Annotated in this window: 17 protein-coding genes and 1 tRNA gene; 15 read left to right on the top strand and 3 right to left on the bottom strand. The window is 63.5% G+C overall.

Annotated elements, in window-relative coordinates:
• Nucleotides 1-39 precede the first annotated feature (39 nt).
• Both AC04PH_RS09655 and AC04PH_RS09650 read left to right on the top strand, forming a co-directional pair.
• Entirely contained in the window at nucleotides 40-1,260 is a 1,221-nt protein-coding gene (locus AC04PH_RS09655) for an aminotransferase class V-fold PLP-dependent enzyme (protein WP_483065531.1), read from the top strand.
• Nucleotides 1,261-1,368: 108 nt separating this feature from the next.
• Nucleotides 1,369-2,790, top strand: a complete 1,422-nt coding sequence (locus AC04PH_RS09650) for a cryptochrome/photolyase family protein (RefSeq protein WP_483065530.1) — start codon at nucleotides 1,369-1,371, stop codon at nucleotides 2,788-2,790.
• On the opposite strand, the gene AC04PH_RS09645 is transcribed toward AC04PH_RS09650, so the two are convergent.
• Nucleotides 2,787-3,728, bottom strand: coding sequence for a glutathione S-transferase family protein (locus tag AC04PH_RS09645; protein ID WP_483066179.1), 942 nt, complete (start codon nucleotides 3,726-3,728; stop codon nucleotides 2,787-2,789). The genes AC04PH_RS09650 and AC04PH_RS09645 overlap by 4 nt on opposite strands.
• Nucleotides 3,729-3,887: 159 nt before the next feature.
• Here AC04PH_RS09645 and AC04PH_RS09640 point away from each other — a divergent pair, with 159 nt between their 5' ends.
• Genes AC04PH_RS09640 through AC04PH_RS09605 form a run of 8 tightly spaced genes read left to right on the top strand, consistent with a single transcriptional unit; the run spans nucleotide 3,888 to nucleotide 12,070 of the window.
• Nucleotides 3,888-5,099 carry a class I SAM-dependent methyltransferase gene (locus AC04PH_RS09640; RefSeq protein ID WP_483065529.1) on the top strand — a complete coding sequence of 404 codons (1,212 nt, stop codon included), beginning with the start codon at nucleotides 3,888-3,890 and terminating at the stop codon, nucleotides 5,097-5,099.
• Between the two features lie 51 nt (nucleotides 5,100-5,150).
• Entirely contained in the window at nucleotides 5,151-5,591 is a 441-nt protein-coding gene (locus AC04PH_RS09635; protein WP_483065528.1) for a TrgA family protein, read from the top strand.
• Nucleotides 5,588-6,712, top strand: a complete 1,125-nt coding sequence (locus AC04PH_RS09630; protein WP_483065527.1) for an NUDIX domain-containing protein — start codon at nucleotides 5,588-5,590, stop codon at nucleotides 6,710-6,712. Before AC04PH_RS09635 ends, AC04PH_RS09630 begins: the two co-directional genes overlap by 4 nt.
• Nucleotides 6,713-6,767: 55 nt before the next feature.
• Nucleotides 6,768-7,805, top strand: coding sequence for a cysteine synthase A (locus tag AC04PH_RS09625; RefSeq protein WP_483065526.1), 1,038 nt, complete (start codon nucleotides 6,768-6,770; stop codon nucleotides 7,803-7,805).
• A 5-nt stretch (nucleotides 7,806-7,810) separates the two neighbouring features.
• Nucleotides 7,811-10,333 (top strand): DUF3772 domain-containing protein, encoded by a 2,523-nt coding sequence (locus AC04PH_RS09620; RefSeq protein WP_483065525.1) that lies wholly within the window; start codon nucleotides 7,811-7,813, stop codon nucleotides 10,331-10,333.
• Nucleotides 10,330-11,049, top strand: coding sequence for an alanyl-tRNA editing protein (locus tag AC04PH_RS09615; RefSeq protein ID WP_483065524.1), 720 nt, complete (start codon nucleotides 10,330-10,332; stop codon nucleotides 11,047-11,049). Before AC04PH_RS09620 ends, AC04PH_RS09615 begins: the two co-directional genes overlap by 4 nt.
• Nucleotides 11,050-11,051: 2 nt before the next feature.
• The gene (locus tag AC04PH_RS09610; RefSeq protein ID WP_483065523.1) at nucleotides 11,052-11,705 is read left to right on the top strand and encodes a M35 family metalloendopeptidase; all 654 of its coding nucleotides are present in this window, start codon (nucleotides 11,052-11,054) and stop codon (nucleotides 11,703-11,705) included.
• Nucleotides 11,702-12,070: a hypothetical protein gene (locus tag AC04PH_RS09605; RefSeq protein ID WP_483065522.1), complete on the top strand. Its 369-nt coding sequence runs from the start codon at nucleotides 11,702-11,704 to the stop codon at nucleotides 12,068-12,070. Before AC04PH_RS09610 ends, AC04PH_RS09605 begins: the two co-directional genes overlap by 4 nt.
• On the opposite strand, the gene AC04PH_RS09600 is transcribed toward AC04PH_RS09605, so the two are convergent.
• On the bottom strand, nucleotides 12,071-13,201 hold the full coding sequence (locus AC04PH_RS09600; protein WP_483066178.1) for an AI-2E family transporter: 1,131 nt from the start codon (nucleotides 13,199-13,201) through the stop codon (nucleotides 12,071-12,073).
• A gap of 130 nt (nucleotides 13,202-13,331) precedes the next feature.
• On the opposite strand from AC04PH_RS09600, the gene AC04PH_RS09595 reads away from it, so the two are divergent.
• Nucleotides 13,332-13,421: transfer RNA gene (locus AC04PH_RS09595), tRNA-Ser, on the top strand.
• 48 nt (nucleotides 13,422-13,469) lie between these two features.
• On the opposite strand, the gene AC04PH_RS09590 is transcribed toward AC04PH_RS09595, so the two are convergent.
• A complete protein-coding gene (locus tag AC04PH_RS09590; RefSeq protein WP_483065521.1) occupies nucleotides 13,470-14,342 on the bottom strand; it encodes a MurR/RpiR family transcriptional regulator in 873 nt (290 codons plus the stop codon).
• A 116-nt stretch (nucleotides 14,343-14,458) separates the two neighbouring features.
• Here AC04PH_RS09590 and AC04PH_RS09585 point away from each other — a divergent pair, with 116 nt between their 5' ends.
• Genes AC04PH_RS09585 through AC04PH_RS09570 form a run of 4 tightly spaced genes read left to right on the top strand, consistent with a single transcriptional unit; the run spans nucleotide 14,459 to nucleotide 18,200 of the window.
• On the top strand, nucleotides 14,459-15,238 hold the full coding sequence (locus AC04PH_RS09585; protein ID WP_483065520.1) for an N-formylglutamate amidohydrolase: 780 nt from the start codon (nucleotides 14,459-14,461) through the stop codon (nucleotides 15,236-15,238).
• Entirely contained in the window at nucleotides 15,238-15,795 is a 558-nt protein-coding gene (locus tag AC04PH_RS09580; protein WP_483065519.1) for a TRAP transporter small permease subunit, read from the top strand. Before AC04PH_RS09585 ends, AC04PH_RS09580 begins: the two co-directional genes overlap by 1 nt.
• The gene (locus AC04PH_RS09575; RefSeq protein WP_483065518.1) at nucleotides 15,795-17,123 is read left to right on the top strand and encodes a TRAP transporter large permease; all 1,329 of its coding nucleotides are present in this window, start codon (nucleotides 15,795-15,797) and stop codon (nucleotides 17,121-17,123) included. Before AC04PH_RS09580 ends, AC04PH_RS09575 begins: the two co-directional genes overlap by 1 nt.
• Before the next feature lie 42 nt (nucleotides 17,124-17,165).
• Nucleotides 17,166-18,200, top strand: a complete 1,035-nt coding sequence (locus AC04PH_RS09570) for a TRAP transporter substrate-binding protein (RefSeq protein WP_483065517.1) — start codon at nucleotides 17,166-17,168, stop codon at nucleotides 18,198-18,200.
• Nucleotides 18,201-18,219: the final 19 nt, after the last annotated feature.

The raw sequence follows: 18,219 nt of genomic DNA, 5'->3' as shown, positions 1-18,219 counted from the left end.
GTGCTTGCGCATCGGGGCCATTTTCTTTTTGGTGACGCCATGACACTCGATACCGCATGGGTCCGGGCCCAGTTTCCCGCCTTCGCCGTCACGCCATTGCAGGGGCAGGCCTTTTTCGAAAACGCAGGCGGGTCCTATACCTGCCGACAGGTGATCGACCGGCTGACGCGCTATTACACCGAGCGCAAAGTGCAGCCCTATGCGCCCTATGCGGCCTCCACCCTTGCGGGAGAGGAGATGGACGAGGCGCGGGAGCGGCTGGCCGCGATGCTGGGTGTGGCGACGGATGAGGTGTCGTTCGGTCCGTCCACCACGCAGAACACCTATGTGCTGGCACAGGCGGTCCGTCGCTGGATCAAACCCGGTCAGCACATCATCGTGACCGATCAGGATCACGAGGCCAATTCCGGCCCCTGGCGACGGTTGGCCGAGGACGGGGTGGAGGTGCGCGAATGGCGGATCGACCCGGAAACGGGGCATCTGGACCCGTCGGCGCTGGCCGACATTCTGGACGACAATACCGCGCTGGTCTGCTTTCCGCATTGTTCCAACGTCGTGGGAGAGATCAACGACGTGGCGGCGATTACGGCGCTGGCGCAGGATGCCGGCGCGCGGGTGATCGTGGATGGTGTGTCCTACGCCCCGCACGGGCTGCCGGACGTTGGTTCCTTGGGCTGCGACGTCTACCTGTTCAGCGCCTACAAGACCTACGGCCCGCATCAGGGGATCATGGCGATCCGCGATGGGTTCGGGCGCGAATTGCCCAATCAGGGGCACAATTTCAACGGGGGCAGCCTGTACAAGCGGTTCACGCCCGCCGGACCGGACCATGCGCAGGTCGCGGCGTGTGCGGGGATGGCGGACTATTTCGAGGCGCTGAGCGCGCATCACGGCGGAACCGGTGCGGGAGCGAGGGCGGCCCGGCACGCCCATGACCTGATGCGCGACGCGGAGGTAGCACTCTTGCAACCGCTCCTTGACTACGTCGCAGCGAAGAACTCGGTCCGCCTGATCGGTCCAGCCGATGCGGTGCGTCGCGCACCGACGGTCGCAATGGCCACGCAAGCGGGCGCGGAAGATATCGCGGCCCGGCTGGCCCCGCTGGGGATCATGGCAGGGGGCGGTGATTTCTACGCGCAGCGCCCGCTGGAGGCGATGGGGGTCGATCTGGACATCGGCGTGTTGCGGGTCTCTTTCACGCATTACACGACAAAAGACGAGGTCGATGCGCTGATCGACGGGCTGGAGCGCGTGATTTGAGCGCCGGAGCGCTGCGCGCTTTTTGAGTATTTTTGGCAAAATGATGCAAGCCGTCCGGTTGCCATCACAACGCGTGCGCTATGTTTCGGCGCATGAAGGATATCTGCAATGACAGACAAGACACCGATCATCCTGTGGTTTCGCCGTGACCTGCGGCTGGGCGATCATCCGGCGCTGACTGAGGCCTGCAAGAGCGGCAGGCCGGTTATCCCGCTGTTCATTCACGACGAGGTGGTGGACGGGCAGGGTGCGGCACCGCGGATGCGGCTGGGGCTGTCCGTCGCGTCGCTCGCGGACGATCTGAAAGGCGCGGGCAGCCGGTTGATCCTGCGCAAGGGGCGTGCGCTGGATGTGTTGCGCGATGTGATCGCGCAGAGCGGGGCGGGCGCCGTCTATTGGTCGCGGCTCTACGACGGGGCGGCAAAGGCGCGGGATACGAAGGTGAAAGCCGCCTTGAAAGACGACGGCATCGACGCGCAGAGCTTTGCCGGGCATCTGCTGTTCGAACCCTGGACGGTCGAGACGCAGACCGGCGGGTTCTACAAGGTCTATACGCCGATGTGGAAGGCGGTGCGCGGGCGGGAATTGCCTGACGCGCTGCCCGCGCCCGGGACGATCCCCGCGCCCGACGACTGGCCCGCCTCCGACGATCTGGGCGACTGGCGCATGGGCGCGGACATGCGGCGCGGCTATGACGTGGTGCTGCCGCATTGCACGGTGGGCGAGACGGCGGCGAGCCACAGGCTGGGCGCGTTCATCGCGCATAAGGTCGACGACTATAAGGAAAATCGCGACATTCCCGGCGTCGACGGCACCTCCGGCCTGTCTGAAAACCTGACTTATGGCGAGATCAGTCCGCTGAAATGCTGGCACGCGGGCTGGCGCGCGCTGCATGACGGCAAGAGCGATGCAGAGGTGTTCCTGAAAGAGCTGGTCTGGCGCGAGTTCGCCTATCACCTGGTCCACCACACCCCCCGGATCGAGACCGACAACTGGAAGGAGGATTGGGATGCTTTCCCGTGGCAAGACGACGAACGCGCGGCGGAGATCAAGGCCTGGAAGCAGGGCCGCACGGGGATGCCCTTCGTCGATGCGGCCATGCGCGAGATGTATGTGACCGGCACCATGCACAACCGGGGCCGGATGATCGTCGCGTCCTACCTGACCAAACATCTGATGACGCATTGGAAGGTCGGCATGGACTGGTTCGCCGATTGCCTGACAGACTGGGACCCGGCCAGCAACGCCATGGGCTGGCAATGGTCGGCGGGGTCGGGGCCGGATGCGACGCCGTTTTTTCGCGTCTTCAACCCCGAAACGCAGGTCGAGAAATTCGACCGCGACGGCACCTACCGGCGCAAGTGGATCGCCGAGGAATATGGCAACCCGTCGGATACGGCGCTGTCCTACTTCGACGCGATCCCCGAAAGCTGGGGCATGTCGCCGGACGATGACTACCCCGATCCGATCGTGAGTGCTGCGGACGGGCGCGACAAGGCGCTCGCCGCCTACAAGGACCGGGATTTCTAGGTCGCAGGGTTCGACCAGTCGACAGTCGGTCCGATGGGGACGATGCCCAGCGGATTGCGCTTTTCGGATGCGCTGAAATAGCCCTTCTTGTAGATGTCGAACCGTACCGTCTTTGCCACCCCCGGCAGGTGGTAAAGCCGCCGCGCGTTGGGCCACAGGTGGGCGTAGTCGCTGATCTTGTGCAGGTTGCATTTGAACGCGTAGTGATAGGCCACGTCGAACCGCGCGAGGGTCGGGAACAGGCGGATGTCGGCCTCTGTCAACCTGTCGCCGCAGAGGAATTTATGCTGGGCCAGATGCGCGTCGATCATGTCGAGCGTTTCGAATACCGCGCGCGCGCCGGTCTCGTACGCGTCTTGCGTGGAGGCGAACCCGGCGCGGTAAACCCCATTGTTCACGTCGCGATAGATCCGGTCGTTCCACCGGTCGATGTCATCCGCCAGATCGGCGGGGTAGAGATCGGCGGCGTCGCTGTCGAAGGCGCGCAGCATCCGCAGGATATCGGCGCTTTCGTTGCTGACGATGCGGTTCTGCGCCTTGTCCCACAGCACCGGCACGGTCAGCCGCCCGGTATAGCCTGACGGATCGGCGCTATAGACCTCGTGCACCGCGCGCACGCCGCGCAGCGGATCGGCGTAGGGGCCGTCCGTGTCATAGACCCAGCCCTGATCGGTACGGTTCGGGCGGGCGTAGGAGACGCCGAGGGCATCCTCCAACCCGTAGTGCACACGCCCCAGCAAGGCGCGGTGCGCCCAAGGGCAGTTCCATGCGACATAGAGGTGGTAACGCCCGGGGTCGGGGGTAAACCCGCCGATCCCAGTCGGACCGGGCGCGCCGTCCGGCGTGATCCAGTGACGGATCGTGCTTTTCGCGCGCTCGAACGTGCCGCCGTCACCGGACGACGGTGGTTCGCCGGTGTGATAGATGCCGTCGGTCATATAGCCCAAGTCGCGGTTCCTTTCGTGGCGTCCGTCCGTATTAGCGGGTCATGCCGCGAAACTAAATCCCGCGCGATGCGTGACTTCCCTGAACGACGGATTAATATCTTCCGCAACAGCCGGTACTCACCCGGCAATGACAAAAATACAGGGCTGACAATGATCTTGACGACCACCGAGGGGCAAAAAGACCTGCCCCGCTATTTTGCTGCCATCTTCGACGTGATCGGAACGATGAAGCGGGGCCGCGTGGACATCACGCTACCCGATGGCCGCACCTTCCGCGCCGAGGGCGAGGAGCCGGGGCAGGTGGCCGCCGTCACGATCCACAACGGCGATACCTTCGCCCGCACCATCCGCGACGGCGACATGGGGTTCTGCGAGGCCTATCTGGACGGCTGGTGGTCCACGCCTGACCTGATGGCCTTCATGGACCTGATCCATGATGATCAGGCCGAGAGCATCTATGACGGGTTTCCGGGCCAGTTCTTTGTGCGCGCCTACGAGCGGCTGCGGTTCTGGATGCAGTCCAATTCCAAGAAACAGGCGCGCAAGAACATCAGCTATCACTACGATCTGGGCAACGACTTCTACAGCCTGTGGCTGGACGACACGATGACCTATTCTTCGGCCAAGTTCGAGACCGGACAGGAGAGCCTGGAGGCGGCCCAGCGCCTGAAATACAAAAGCATGGTCGACGAGATGGGCGCGGAACCGGGTGATCACGTGCTGGAAATCGGCTGCGGCTGGGGCGGATTCGCGGAATATGCGGCGAAGGAACGCGGACTGCATGTGACGGGTCTCACGATCAGCAAGGAGCAGTTCAACTACGCCGTGGATCGCATTGAAAAAGCGGGACTTTCCGATCAAGTCACGTTCAAGTTGCAGGACTACCGCGACGAGACCGGCACCTATGACGGCATCGCCAGCATCGAGATGTTCGAGGCGGTGGGCGAACAATACTGGCCGGTCTATTTCGACACCGTGCGCAACCGGCTCAAGCCCGGCAAAAACGCGACGCTGCAGATCATCACCGTCGCCGACCGGCGCTGGGAGGTCTATAAACGCGGGCCGGATTTCATCCAGAAATATATCTTTCCGGGCGGGATGCTGCCCAGCCCGAAGGTGCTGCGGCAGGTCGCGGAAAAGGCCGGTCTGTCGGTCGCCAGGTCCATCGAATTCGGCGAGGGGTATTCGCAGACCCTGCGGCGCTGGCACGAAACGTTCAATGAAAAATGGGATCAGGTAGCGGCGCTTGGCTTCGACGACCGGTTCAGGCGGATGTGGAACTTTTACCTGACCTCTTGCGCGGCCACGTTTCATAGCGGAAACTGCGACGTGACGCAGATTACCCTGACCAAGGGCCACTAGGCCCGCGCCCATCAGACGGCAGGCGGGGTCCAGACCAGAGGGAGCAGCCCCATGCCAACCGCAGGACGCCTTGCCGGAGCCGTGGCGTTTGCCGCGTTCGGCTATTTTCTTGCCAGCTATGCGATCCAGTATTTCGAGGAAGGACGCGCGCCCGGCTTCTGGATCCCGCTGGGGGTTCTGTCCGGTGTGTTCGCCGGTTGGATCGTGGTGGGCAAGCGTACCGGGCAGGGGTTCGGATCGGGGATCAGCAACGGCATCACCGGCACGGTGACGATGCTGTTCTGGATGCTGTTCATCCTGTCCTTCGCCGAGATGATCGGCAAATCCATGCGTCGCCGCTATGAAGGGCCGGTCGAGGCGGTCGTCGATGTCTTCGCGCTGATGGGCGAACATGCGCTGCGGTTCGCGCAGGCCGATCTGGGCATTCTGATCGCTGTCGGGGCTGTCGTCGCCGGGCTGTTCGCGGAGTTCTTCGGCAAGCGGTTTTCGTGAATTCGCCTGTCTTTCTGTTTGGCACCTTGCGCGACGACGTTCTGCGCAACCGGCTGATCGGGCACGGTGGTGAGTCGGTACCGGCGGTGTTGCCGGGGCATACCGTGTTGCGGCAACGGGATACGACGTTGCCGTATCTTTGTGTACGCGAGGGTGCAGCCTGTGACGGGCTGTTGCTGCGCGATGTCGACGCCGATCAGCGCGCACGGCTGAATGCCTATGAACTTCCGTTCGATTTCGCGCCGCGCGCGGTTATAGCCTTGGTCGACGGTGTGGAAACCCCGGCGATGGCCTATTTCCCCGGCGAAACGGTGCGGGCATCGGATGAGCCATGGTCGCTGACCGACTGGCAGGCCGACATGGCGCTGCTCTCGCGCGAGGCGGCATCCGAGATCGGAAGCTATGATCCGCCCTTGAGCGGCGATGCGCTGGCACGGCAGTGGGGCATGATCCACACACGTGCAGCGGGGCGACTGCGGGCGCGGGCCAACCCGGCCCCGGCGACGGTGCGTCGGGACGCGGCACCGGGCGATTTCACGGTGACGCAGGACGGAGCCCTTTGGGGGCAGTTCTTCAAGGCCGGTGGCATCCGGGTGCGGCACCGGACTTTTCAGAACGAAATGTCGAAACCGCTCTACCGCGAGTGTTTCCATGGCACCGACGCGGCCATCGTGCTGCCCTATGATCCCGCAAGCGACAACGTGCTGCTGGTGGAACAGATCCGCATGGGGCCGATCGTGCGCGGGGCGGCGAACCCCTGGTCGCTGGAACCCATCGCGGGCATGATCGACGGCGGCGAAACGCCGGAGCAGGCGGCGCGGCGCGAGGCGGAGGAGGAGGCCGGGCTGGAGAATGTCGGGCTGGAGCGCATGTTCGCCTTCTACGCATCACCCGGTAACACCACCGATTATTTCCATTGTTTCGCGGGCTTGTGCCGCTTGCCCGAACCGCGCACTTATGCCGGCGGGCTGGACACGGAGCACGAGGACCTGCGGCTGCACATCCTGCCGTTCTCCGATGCCTTCGCCCTGATCGCAAGCGGCGAGGCGAATGTCGGGCCGCTGATTTCCATGCTGCTCTGGCTCGACCGGAACCGCGACCGATTGCGCGCGGCTGCTTGAGTTCGCAGGGGCGCGGTCCTACACAGGGCGGCAAGCATCACGAAGGGCGCGCACCATGCAGATCAACCCAGACCTCGCCGCGAGCATCGGCAACACCCCCCTGATCAAACTGCGCGGCGCGTCGGATGCCACGGGCTGCACCATTCTGGGCAAGGCGGAGTTCATGAACCCCGGCCAGTCGGTCAAGGATCGCGCGGCGCTCTACATCATTCGCGACGCGGTCGCGCGGGGTGAATTGAAGCCCGGCGGCACCATCGTCGAGGGGACGGCGGGCAACACCGGCATCGGGCTGGCGCTGGTTGGCGCGTCAATGGGGTTCAAGACAGTGATCGTGATCCCCGAGACGCAATCGGAAGAGAAAAAGGACATGCTGCGGCTGGCGGGCGCTGAACTGGTGCAGGTGCCCGCCGCGCCCTATCGCAACCCCAACAATTTCGTGCGCTATTCCGAGCGACTGGCCAAGGCGCTGGCCCGCACCACGAATGAGGGTGTGATCTGGGCCAACCAGTTCGACAATACCGCCAACCGGCAGGCCCATGTGGAAACGACCGGACCGGAAATCTGGGAGCAGACGGACGGCAAGGTCGACGGGTTCATCTGTGCCGTAGGCTCCGGCGGCACGCTGGCGGGGGTGGCGCAGGTGCTGCAGCCCAAGGGTGTGAAGATCGGTATCGCCGACCCGGACGGGGCGTCGCTGCACAACTACTACACCAAGGGCGAGTTGGAGATGTCGGAGGGGTCGTCGATCAACGAGGGGATCGGCCAGATCAGGATCACCAAAAACCTGGAAGGGTTGCAGCCTGACTTCAGCTATAATGTCCATGATTCCGAGGCGTTACCGGTCGTTTTTGATGTGCTGGAACACGAGGGGCTATGCCTTGGCGGGTCGTCCGGTGTGAACATCGCAGGTGCGATGCGGATGGCGCGCGATCTGGGGCCGGGGCATACGATCGTGACGATCCTGTGCGATTACGGCACGCGCTATCAGTCCAAGCTGTTCAACCCGGAATTTCTGCGCAGCAAGGACCTGCCGGTGCCGGGCTGGTTGGAGCGCGATGCGCCGGACCTGCCTGACGTCACCGAAGACGTGTGATGTGGATGTGCGGCGACCGTCTGCACCGGATCATGCTGCTGTGTCTTGCGCTAACGTTCGGCAGCGTCGCCGCTGTTGGGCAGGAGGCCCAGACGCCGGAGAGCGCGCCGGATACGGCGACGCAGGACGAATCTGCACCGTCTGACGCAGCGCCGCTTGAAACCGACCCGGTCGATCCAACCATCAGCGGGCCGGATTTCGGTCACTTCACGCCCGACTACAAGTCTTGGGAGGAGGCTGCGTCGCGCGCGGAAAAGATGATCCTGCGCGATGTGTCGTCACGCTTTGCTCTGACGCGTCAGCGGCAGGCGCTTGTGGTCTGGCGTGACGCCTTCGGCATGATCCTGAACGAGAACACCGGGCGGGTCGCGACGCTCGATGCGCAGCTTGCCGCATTGGGGCCAGCGCCGGAAGAAGGCAGCGAAGAGCCGGAGCCGGTAGCGGCGCGGCGTTCAGCGCTCAACGATCAGCGGGATGCGCTGGTCGCACCGGCCCTGCTGGTCGAAGAGGCCTTTGCCAGGGCGAACGGTCTGATCGGCGAGATTGACACCATCATCCGCAACCGCGAAGTGGCCGACCTGAGCGTGCGTGGTCCCAGCCCGCTGAACCCCGCACATTGGGGTGACGGTGCCGCGGCCCTCTGGGTCTCCGCCGGCAAGCTGTCATCCGAGATACGCGGTGCCGTCGCGCGCGACTACGCCTCTGGCGCGGTTACGCGCAAGTTGCCGCTGATCGTGATCTATCTGGCATTGGCGTTCGTGCTGCTGAGGCGCGACAGGTGGAGGCGTGCGAGCACCGAGGACGACAGCGCGCAAACCGAACCGCGCCCGCTGCAGCGTCTGGCCATGGGACTGGCGCGTATCGCCCTGCCACTCGTCGGGCTTGTCGCGCTGACACTTGCGATCGTGACGCTCGACCCGGCCGGGCCACGCAGCCGGGCTGTGTTCGAGGCTGTGCCGGTCGCGGGTCTGGTGATCGTCGTCGGTTTGTGGCTGGGGCAGCAGATCTTTCCGCCACGCCCACATTTCGGCCCGCTTGGCTATGATGCGCAAACCCGAGAGGGCGCGCGTTTCGTGACCAACTGGCTGTCGTGGATCGTGGGGTTGTGGATATTGCTGATCGCGTTGATGGACAGCGACGATGTCGGCGATGCGGCACAGGCTGTGGTGCACCTGCCGGTGGTCGTCATCCTCTGTCTGCTGTTGTTTCGACTTGGGCGTCTGTTGCGCCATGCGCCTGCGGCGGACCTGCCGGAGGACAACCAGCAGCAGGGGCGCATGCGCCCGCTGATCGGGCGGTTTTGCCAGGCGGTCGCACTGGTCACCCCGGTGCTCGCGGCCCTGGGCTATGCCGCGGCGGCGGAGGCGCTTTTGTTGCCGACGCTGGTGACGCTGGCGCTGCTGGGCACCGTGATCGTGCTGCAACGCTTCGTCAGCGACGTCTATACGCTGTGGTCGCAGGCGCGGGGCCGTCAGACCGAGGCGCTGATGCCGGTGCTTGCGGGTTTCGTGCTGATGCTGCTGGCGCTGCCCGTTCTGGCGCTGATCTGGGGCGCGCGCCCGTCCGAACTGGTCGAGATCTGGGCGCGGTTCCGCGAAGGCTTCGCCGTGGGCGAGACGCGAATTTCGCCAACTGACTTCATGGCTTTCGCCGCGATCTTTGCCGGAGGGTTCCTTCTCACCCGGCTGGTGCAAAGCACCCTGCGCGGGTCGGTTCTGCCGCGCACGAAACTGGACATCGGCGCGCAGAACGCGCTGGTCTCGGGGCTAGGATATATCGGGATCGGGCTGGCCGCGATCGTAGCGATCACCGGGGCGGGGATCGACCTGTCCAATCTTGCCATCGTGGCCGGTGCGCTGTCCGTCGGGATCGGCTTCGGGTTGCAGAACATCGTGTCGAACTTCGTTTCGGGCATCATCCTGCTGATCGAGCGCCCGGTGAGCGAGGGCGATTGGATCGAGGTGGGCGGCAAGATGGGTTACGTGCGCGACATTTCTGTGCGGTCCACCCGGATCGAGACCTTCGACCGCACCGACGTGATCGTGCCGAACGCCGATCTGGTCAGCAATCAGGTCATCAACTGGACCCGCGGCAATCTGGTGGGTCGGGTGATCGTGCCGGTCGGCGTGGCCTATGGGTCCGACACGCAGCAGGTGACGGAAATCCTGCAGGACATCGCCGAAAATCACCCGATGGTGCTGATGACGCCGCCGCCTGCCGTGCTGTTCATCTCTTTCGGGGACAGCAGCCTGAATTTCGAGATCAGGGCGATGCTGCGCGACGTGAATTTCGTGCTGACCACGCAGTCCGAAATGAACTATGAAATCACCCGCCGGTTTGCCGAAGCCGGGATCGAAATACCGTTCCCGCAGCGCGACCTGTGGTTTAGAAACGGGGACAGCACGGCGCCCGCGACCAAGGCGCAGACACAGGCCGCGACGCAGGACGATCCGGTACAGGCCGCCGCGACCCTGACCCGGTCGGACATGGACAACGAAGCGGACGGCGACGGCGGAGGAGACAAATGACCACGGCCCTTTTTCTGGAAGACGCCTATCTGCGCGAGGCACCGGCCCGTGTCACCGCGATCACTGACGAGGGCGGTATCGTGGTCGATCGGTCCGTGTTCTATGCCACCTCCGGCGGGCAGCCGGGCGACAGCGGGCGGCTGGTCTGGGAGGGCGGCGAGATCGAGATCGCGGTGGCCGTGAAGGGCGCGGGCGACGATATCGTGCTGGTCCCGGCAGAGCCGCGCGGTCTGCCTGCGGTGGGCACACAGGTGATGCAGCATATCAACTGGGACCGGCGCTATCGCCATATGCGGGTGCACACTGCGCTGCATCTGTTGTCGGTCGTGATCCCGCTGCCGGTGACCGGCGGGTCCATCGGCACCGAAAAGGGACGGCTCGACTTCGACATGCCGGAAGCGCCCGAGGATCGCGAGGCGCTCGACAAGACGCTGAACGACCTGATCGCCTGCAATTTTGCCGTACATTCCGAGTGGATCAGCGAAGACGAACTGGACGCCAACCCCGGCCTTGTCAAAACCATGTCCGTGGCCCCGCCGCGCGGTGCCGGACAGATCAGGCTGGTGCGGATCGGGCAGGGCGAGAACACCGCCGATCTGCAGCCCTGCGGCGGCACCCATGTCGCATTGACGGAAGAGATCGGGCGGGTCAGATTGGGCAAGATCGAAAAGAAGGGCCGTCAGAACCGGCGGGTCTATCTGCATCTGGAGGGATGACGATGCAACGACTGGCGCTGACGATCCTGACCTGCAGCGTGCTGGCGCAGGGAGCGTCGGCCCAGGTCTATCAAAGCTGCACGAAGGCCGAACAGGCGATCATCGGCGATGCGCTGACCGGGTCGAAGGCGATTGCGCTGCGGGCGGCGGCCAATGTCGGCAACAACGAAATCTATGAACGCTGGTTCGGCAAGTTCACTCCGGCGCATGGCGAGCGTGTCCGTCGCAACCTCAAGGCTGTCGTCACGGCGATCCGCACCGGTGCGATCACCATGCAGTGCGACAATGTCGGTTTCGACGGCTGCGAGCGGGACACCTATGCCTGGGTCTATCCCGACGAGCATTATGTCGTGCATCTGTGCCCCAATTTCTTTTCCCTGCCCGGAATGGACACGCTGCGCCCCGGCGACCCGAAAAGCGAGAACGGCACGCGCGAGGGCACGGTGATTCACGAGGTCAGCCATTTCTTTCGCGTCGCGGGAACGGACGACTATTGCTATTCGCGCGAGGTGTGCAGCGGGATGGCGATGCGGCGGCCCGAGGATGCCGTGATCAACGCCGACAGCTACCAGTATTTCGCCGAAGACATCAGCCATTTCTTCGTGAACGATCCCACGGGCGCGATCCCGCGGGTCGATCAGGCCGGTCGGCCTTGAGCTTTCGCATTATCGCCATGCTGATCGCGGCCTTCTGTGCGGCCCTGTCGGTGCTATGGTTCTTCGATGTGGGTGTCTATACATCGGCCTATGGCGTGCAGGCCGACGGTGGCACGCATTTCTTTGGCCGTCGCGTCGCGCCGATCCTGATGGGATTGGCTGTGATGATCTATCTTGCGCGCAACGCGCCGCCGTCGCCGCTGCGCCGTGCGGTCGCCATCGGGATCGCGGTGGCCTTTGCCGGCGTGGGGGTCACCGGGCTTCTGGCCTACTGGGGCGGGGTCGCGTCCTTTGCCATCGTCGTGGCCGCGGGCACCGAGTTTGCCGCCGCTGCCGCCTGTCTGGCCGTCGCGCAGGATCGCTGATCAGCTCTGGCCGAACAGGTCGCGATCGGTGTCGTGCAGCGTGTTTTCCGATTCCGGCAGCCCCTCGCGCGACAGCAGGATCGCGATCGGCCGCAGGGCGGTCACGTGGCTGCAGACCACAAGCAGCATCACCATGATCGGCACCGACAGGAACATGCCCGGAATGCCCCAGACCGCGCCCCAGAAGGCCAGGCTGATCAGGATGCCGAAAGACGACAGCCGCAGGGCGCGGCCCATCAGCATCGGGTCGATCACGCTGCCGTTGACGAACTGGATCGCCCCGGCGATGGCGAAGATGCCCGCCGTCGTCGCCGGATCGCCCAGCTCTACATGGGCCACCAGCGCGATCATGCCGGTCGCGATGATCGAGCCCACGTTGGGGATGTAGTTGAGCACGAAGGTCAGCACGCCGATAGCCGCCGCAAGCTGCAGGCCGAAAAGCTGGGCCAGAACGTAGATCATCGCGCCGGTCACCGCGCTGACCGCCGTCTTGACCAGCAGGTAGTAGTTCACGCGCCGAATGATCGACCCGATGATGCGGCTCACCCGGTCGGCCTGCGCCGGATCGCCCACGAAGTTGGTGAGTTTCGTACCGAACCAGATGCGTTCGGCGAAGAGGAAGCCGACGAACAGAATGATCAGCACCGCGGCTTGCGTGATGTTGCCGGCCTGCGCCGCCGCCGTGCGGATATAGCCCGACACTTCGACCGAGCGCAGGGCGTTCAGCACGGATGTTTCGGTATCCTCGCCCATCCAGGAAAACAGCGACGCGATGGCCGACGGTGCCTGTTCGGCATAGGTCAGCGTGTTGATCAGCACGGTGTTGATCTGGGCGAGCAGGATGCCCGACAATGTCAGTAGGGCCGTCGCAATCAGCAGCAGGGCGACGATGCTGGCCACGAAATTGGGCACCCGGAACGGGCCGAACCGCTGGCGCGCGATGAAGTTGATGACCGAACTCGTCAGGCTGAACAGGATGATCGCCGTGGCCAGCGAGATCAGCAGGAACCGCGCCTGCACCAGCAGGAACAGAACCACGGCAAAGGCGATGATCACCAGCGCGCCGGTCTGGATGCGTCCGAGATCGACCCGGCCTTCCGGGGTGGAACTGCGAAACGAGGGGCGTTGCATGGTCATGGCATACTTTCAACGGGTCGGCGGGCAATATGCGGCGATGCAGCACAGGTTACAAGTGATCTGCGCAAAACCGGCAGCAGAGGTCTTGCAATCCGCTGGCCTGACGGGTTAGACGCCTGCGCAGGGACGGGTGGCCGAGTGGTCGAAGGCGCACGCCTGGAAAGTGTGTAGGCGGGAGACCGTCTCCAGGGTTCGAATCCCTGTCCGTCCGCCATCACCTCACGCTTCGATTGCATTGATCCGCCTTGTGCGGTGCGGGCAGTCAGGTGAATTTCCGAAAAAGCTTCGTGCGGTCGAACATATCTTCGAGGGCCTCCATGCGGTCGCGTGTGGTGCCCCAACCGAGATCCTGCATTGCCGCGATCAGGGTTTCGGTGAGCAGGAGCGGCGTGCTCAGGCTGTCCCAGGCCGAGGGGACGACGATGCGCGTCGAGAACGAGATGGTGGCCATGCGGCGCACCGGCGAACGCCACTGGTCGGTGAACAGGATGATATCCGCCCCCTTGTCGCGTGCCATCTGCGCCAGCTTGAGCGTGTTGTTTTCGTAGCGGCGCAGATCGTAGATCACAAAAACGTCGCCCGGTGCCACGTCGAGCAGATGATGCGGCCATGCACCCGACGTGGACTGGATATGCGTGACCCCGCCGCGTGCCACCTGCAGGTGCAGGTAGAGGTATTCGGCGAGTGTATGGGTGATGCGACCGCCCACGATGTAGAGCCTGCGTGCATCATCCGCGATCATGGCGCAGGCGCGGTCGAATTCGGCGGTGTCGATCTGCGCGAGAGAGTTGCGGATATTGTCGGTCACGGCGTCGGTGAAGCGGTTGAGAATATGCCCGGAGGGCGCGTTTTCGGCCCATGTGTCGTGTTTGGCGATGGGGTTCTTGACCTTCGCTTTCAGTTCCTCGCGCAGTTCGGCCTGAAACTCCGGATAGCCGTTGAAGCCAAGTTTCTGCACCATCCGGGCCACGGTGGGCACCGATACGTTCGCGTCTTTCGACAAGGCCGACAGCGTGCCAAGACCGGAGGCGGGATAGTTTTCCAGGATCGACTGGGCCAGCTGGCGTTCGGCGCGTGTCAGATCGTCGAGCCGGGCCTGTATGCGGTCTGCAATGGTTGCGCCCTGATCCGTCATCTGTTCCGTGCCTTGTCTTTATTTTTATCAGAGCGGGTTTTGCTGTGATATTATTTTCAGAATTGTGTTGACAGACTCTCGATCTGGCAAGCACTTTGTAACGCAATGGGGGCACGATGGCGAAGCTGCAAGGTCAAATTCCGGATCGGTCGGACATGGTGATGAACCCGCATGGGGCCGCGCCTTTCGTGCTGGTCTGCGAACATGCGTCCGACCATATCCCGCCCGCGTTCGACCATCTTGGCCTGTCCACCGCCGCCCGGCGCAGCCATGCCGCCTGCGATCTGGGTGCCCGTCCGATGGCGCGTCGTCTGGCGTCGACGCTCGATGCGGTGCTGGTCGAAGGGGTGGTTTCGCGGCTTGTCTATGATCTGAACCGCCCGCCCGATGCACCCGACGCGATGCCCGCGGTCAGCGAGGTGTTCGAGGTTCCCGGCAATGCCGGACTTTCGCCGGACGCGCGGGCGACACGCAGCGCAACTTATTACGAACCGTTTCACAGCACGCTGGCGCAGACGATCGCCGTGCGGGACACCCCGGTCATCGTGACGCTGCACAGCTTTACACCGGTTTATCACGGGGCGCGGCGCGATGTCGAAATCGGTGTGCTACACGACAGCGACAGCCGCTTTGCCGATGCCATGCTGGCGTGCGCATCGGCACATACCGGGGCGCGTGTCGCCCGCAACCAACCCTATGGCCCTGAAAACGGTGTCACACACACCCTGATCAGGCACGGTCTGTCGGCGGGGCTGCGCAATGTCATGCTGGAAATCCGCAACGACCTGCTGGAGACGGTGGCGCAACAGGAGGATATCGCGGCAATGCTGGCGGCCTGGCTGACCGATGCGCTGCGCCGCAAGAACCACGACGAGGCGGCGCAATGGTCCGCATGATGAAAGCCTATATCCGGGGTGTCGATGCGGTGAATTACCGGATCGGCAGGATGGCGATGTATCTGCTGTTCGTCCTGATGGCGATCCTGCTGTGGTCGTCGATTTCCAAGACCTTTTTCCTGCCGTCGCTCTGGACGCTGGAATTGGCGCAGTTCGTCATGGTCGGCTATTACATTCTTGGCGGGCCGTATGCGGTGCAGATGGGATCGAACGTGCGGATGGATCTGCTTTACGGTGGCTGGTCGATGCGGCGCAAGGCGGCGTTCGATCTGGTCACGGTGCTGTTCCTGATCTTCTATCTGTCTGTCCTGCTTTACGGGGCGGTCGCGTCCACGGCCTATTCACTGGGCTATTGGGGGACGGAGCCGTTTTCCTACTTCGGCGGACTGATCACCGGGTCAGAGGAGATCGGACGAACCGAACGGTCCAATTCCGCGTGGCGTCCCTATCTGTGGCCGGTGAAGGCTGTGATGATCCTTGGCTTTGCCCTGATGCTGCTGCAGTGCCTGTCGGAGTTCTTCAAGGATATCCTGCGTCTGAAAGGGGCCTTCGCCTGATGTCGCATGAAATCATCGCCACGTTGATGTTCTCGTCGATGATGCTGATGCTGCTGACGGGGCAGCGCGTCTTTGGCGCCATAGGTTTCATCGCGGTCGTGGCGGCGCTTTTGCTTTGGGGCGACCGGGGCGGGTTCGACATCGGGTTCGCCGCCGCGATGAAGCTGATGAAATGGTATCCGCTGCTGACGCTGCCGATGTTCATTTTCATGGGCTACGTGCTGAGCGAGAGCCGGATCGCCGACGATCTTTACAAGATGTTCCACGTGTGGATGGGCGGGCTGCGGGGCGGCCTGGCGGTCGGCACGATCGGTCTGATGGTGCTGATCTCGGCGATGAACGGGCTGTCGGTCGCGGGCATGGCCATCGGCTGCACGATTGCCGTGCCGGAGCTTTTGAAACGCGGCTACGACAAGCGCATGGTGACAGGGGTGGTGCAGGCCGGGTCCAGTCTTGGCATTCTTGTGCCGCCGTCGGTCGTGCTGGTGCTTTATGCGATGATCGCCCGCCAGCCGGTGGGGCAGCTGTGGCTGGCCGGTGTGGTGCCGGGGCTGATGATGGCGTCGCTGTTCATCGCCTATATCGTGATCCGGTGCAGGCTGAACCCGTCACTGGGGCCAGTCCTGCCCACCGCTGACCGCGACATACCCCGCGCCGAAAAGATGCGTCTTTTGCGGGCCGGTATCCTGCCGATTGCGATTTTTGCGGTGATGATGGTGCCGTTCGTGCGTGGCTGGACCAGCCTGGTCGAAAGTTCGGCCATCGGTGCGCTGGCGGCGGTGGCGGCAGCTGTGCTCAAGGGGCGCATGACCCGCGAGGTATTCGAAAATTCGGTGCGCAAGACCTTGGGCATCACCTGCATGTTTATGTGGATCATTCTGGCCGCACTCGCCTTTGGTGCGGTGTTCGACGGGCTGGGTGCGGTCAAGGCCATCGAGAGTCTGTTCACGGAACGGCTGGGCCTGTCGCCCTGGATGATCCTGATCCTGATGCAGCTGAGCTTTATCCTGATGGGGACGTTTCTGGACGACACGGCGATGCTGGTCATCGTCGCACCGCTTTACGTGCCACTGGTCGCGGCTCTTGGCTTCGATCTGATCTGGTACGGCATCCTTTACACGATCACGACGCAGATCGCCTATATGACGCCGCCGTTCGGATACAACCTGTTCCTGATGCGCGCGATGGCGCCGCCCGAAATCACGCTACGCGATATCTACAGCTCCATCGGCCCGTTCGTGCTGGTGATGGTGGGTGCGCTGGCGCTGGTGATGCTCTTTCCGGGTCTTGCGACCTGGTTGCCCGACTACGTTTACAATCAACCATAACAGAGGCCGAAAAGGTCCCTTTTTTCAACAAGGAGACAGAAGATGACCACAAGAAGAAAGTTCATTCAGGGTGCCGCCGTCGCGACCCCGGCAGCCCTCGCCGCGCCTGCGCTGGCGCAATCGACGATCACGTGGCGTCTGCAGACCTATGCCGGTGCCGCGCTGGCCGCAGAGGTCGTGCAGGGCATGGTCGACAACTTCAACATGATCGCCGGGGATCGCATGCAGATCGAGCTTTACTACGCCGATCAGTTGGTTCCGACCGGTGAGCTGTTCCAGGCGATGCAGCGTGGCACGATCGACGCGGTGCAGTCGGACGACGATTCCATGGCGTCCCCGACCGAAGTCACCGTGTTCGGCGGCTACTTCCCCTTCGGCTCGCGCTATTCGCTCGACGTGCCGGTGCTGTTCAACCAGTACGGGCTGAACGAGATCTGGGACGAGGAATATTCCAAGGTCGGCGTGAAGCACATCAGCGCAGGCGCCTGGGATCCGTGCCACTTTGCCACCAAGGAGCCGATCCGCAGCCTTTCCGATCTGGAAGGCAAGCGGATATTCACCTTCCCGACGGCAGGCAGGTTCCTGCAGCAGTTCGGTGTGGTGCCTGTCAACCTGCCGTGGGAGGACATCGAGGTCGCCGTGCAGACGGGCGAGCTGGACGGGATCGCCTGGTCGGGGATCACCGAGGACTATACAGTCGGGTGGGCGGACGTGACCAATTACTTCCTCACCAACAACATCTCGGGTGCCTGGGCGGGGTCGTTCTTTGCCAATATGGATCGCTGGAATGAACTGCCCGAAGACCTGCAGACGCTGTTCCGCACCTGCTGTGACCAGTCGCACTATTACCGGCAATACTGGTATTGGGGCGGCGAGGCGCGGCTGCGGGTGAACGGCGACAAGCTGCAACTGACCTCGATCCCCGATGATGAATGGGCCACCGTCGAAGAAGCGGCACGCGCGTTCTGGGACGAGATCGCCGCGGAATCCGAGACCAAGGCCCGCGTCGTCGAAATCTTCAAGCAGTACAACGCGGATATGGAAGCGGCCGGTCGCCCGTATCGCTACAACACCTGAGCATCGCAATCTTGCCGGG

This window comes from Yoonia sp. KMU-150 (assembly GCF_056858355.1).
Note: the sequence above shows the minus strand (reverse complement) of the source record. Positions and strands in the feature narration are given on the sequence as shown.

Coding starts and splice junctions, on each gene's coding strand:
- AC04PH_RS09655 (WP_483065531.1), top strand. CDS start 40: ATGACACTCGATACCGCATGGGTCCGGGCCCAGTTTCCCGCCTTCGCC.
- AC04PH_RS09650 (WP_483065530.1), top strand. CDS start 1,369: ATGACAGACAAGACACCGATCATCCTGTGGTTTCGCCGTGACCTGCGG.
- AC04PH_RS09645 (WP_483066179.1), bottom strand. CDS start 3,728: ATGACCGACGGCATCTATCACACCGGCGAACCACCGTCGTCCGGTGAC.
- AC04PH_RS09640 (WP_483065529.1), top strand. CDS start 3,888: ATGATCTTGACGACCACCGAGGGGCAAAAAGACCTGCCCCGCTATTTT.
- AC04PH_RS09635 (WP_483065528.1), top strand. CDS start 5,151: ATGCCAACCGCAGGACGCCTTGCCGGAGCCGTGGCGTTTGCCGCGTTC.
- AC04PH_RS09625 (WP_483065526.1), top strand. CDS start 6,768: ATGCAGATCAACCCAGACCTCGCCGCGAGCATCGGCAACACCCCCCTG.
- AC04PH_RS09620 (WP_483065525.1), top strand. CDS start 7,811: ATGTGCGGCGACCGTCTGCACCGGATCATGCTGCTGTGTCTTGCGCTA.
- AC04PH_RS09615 (WP_483065524.1), top strand. CDS start 10,330: ATGACCACGGCCCTTTTTCTGGAAGACGCCTATCTGCGCGAGGCACCG.
- AC04PH_RS09610 (WP_483065523.1), top strand. CDS start 11,052: ATGCAACGACTGGCGCTGACGATCCTGACCTGCAGCGTGCTGGCGCAG.
- AC04PH_RS09600 (WP_483066178.1), bottom strand. CDS start 13,201: ATGCAACGCCCCTCGTTTCGCAGTTCCACCCCGGAAGGCCGGGTCGAT.
- AC04PH_RS09590 (WP_483065521.1), bottom strand. CDS start 14,342: ATGACGGATCAGGGCGCAACCATTGCAGACCGCATACAGGCCCGGCTC.
- AC04PH_RS09585 (WP_483065520.1), top strand. CDS start 14,459: ATGGCGAAGCTGCAAGGTCAAATTCCGGATCGGTCGGACATGGTGATG.
- AC04PH_RS09580 (WP_483065519.1), top strand. CDS start 15,238: ATGAAAGCCTATATCCGGGGTGTCGATGCGGTGAATTACCGGATCGGC.
- AC04PH_RS09575 (WP_483065518.1), top strand. CDS start 15,795: ATGTCGCATGAAATCATCGCCACGTTGATGTTCTCGTCGATGATGCTG.
- AC04PH_RS09570 (WP_483065517.1), top strand. CDS start 17,166: ATGACCACAAGAAGAAAGTTCATTCAGGGTGCCGCCGTCGCGACCCCG.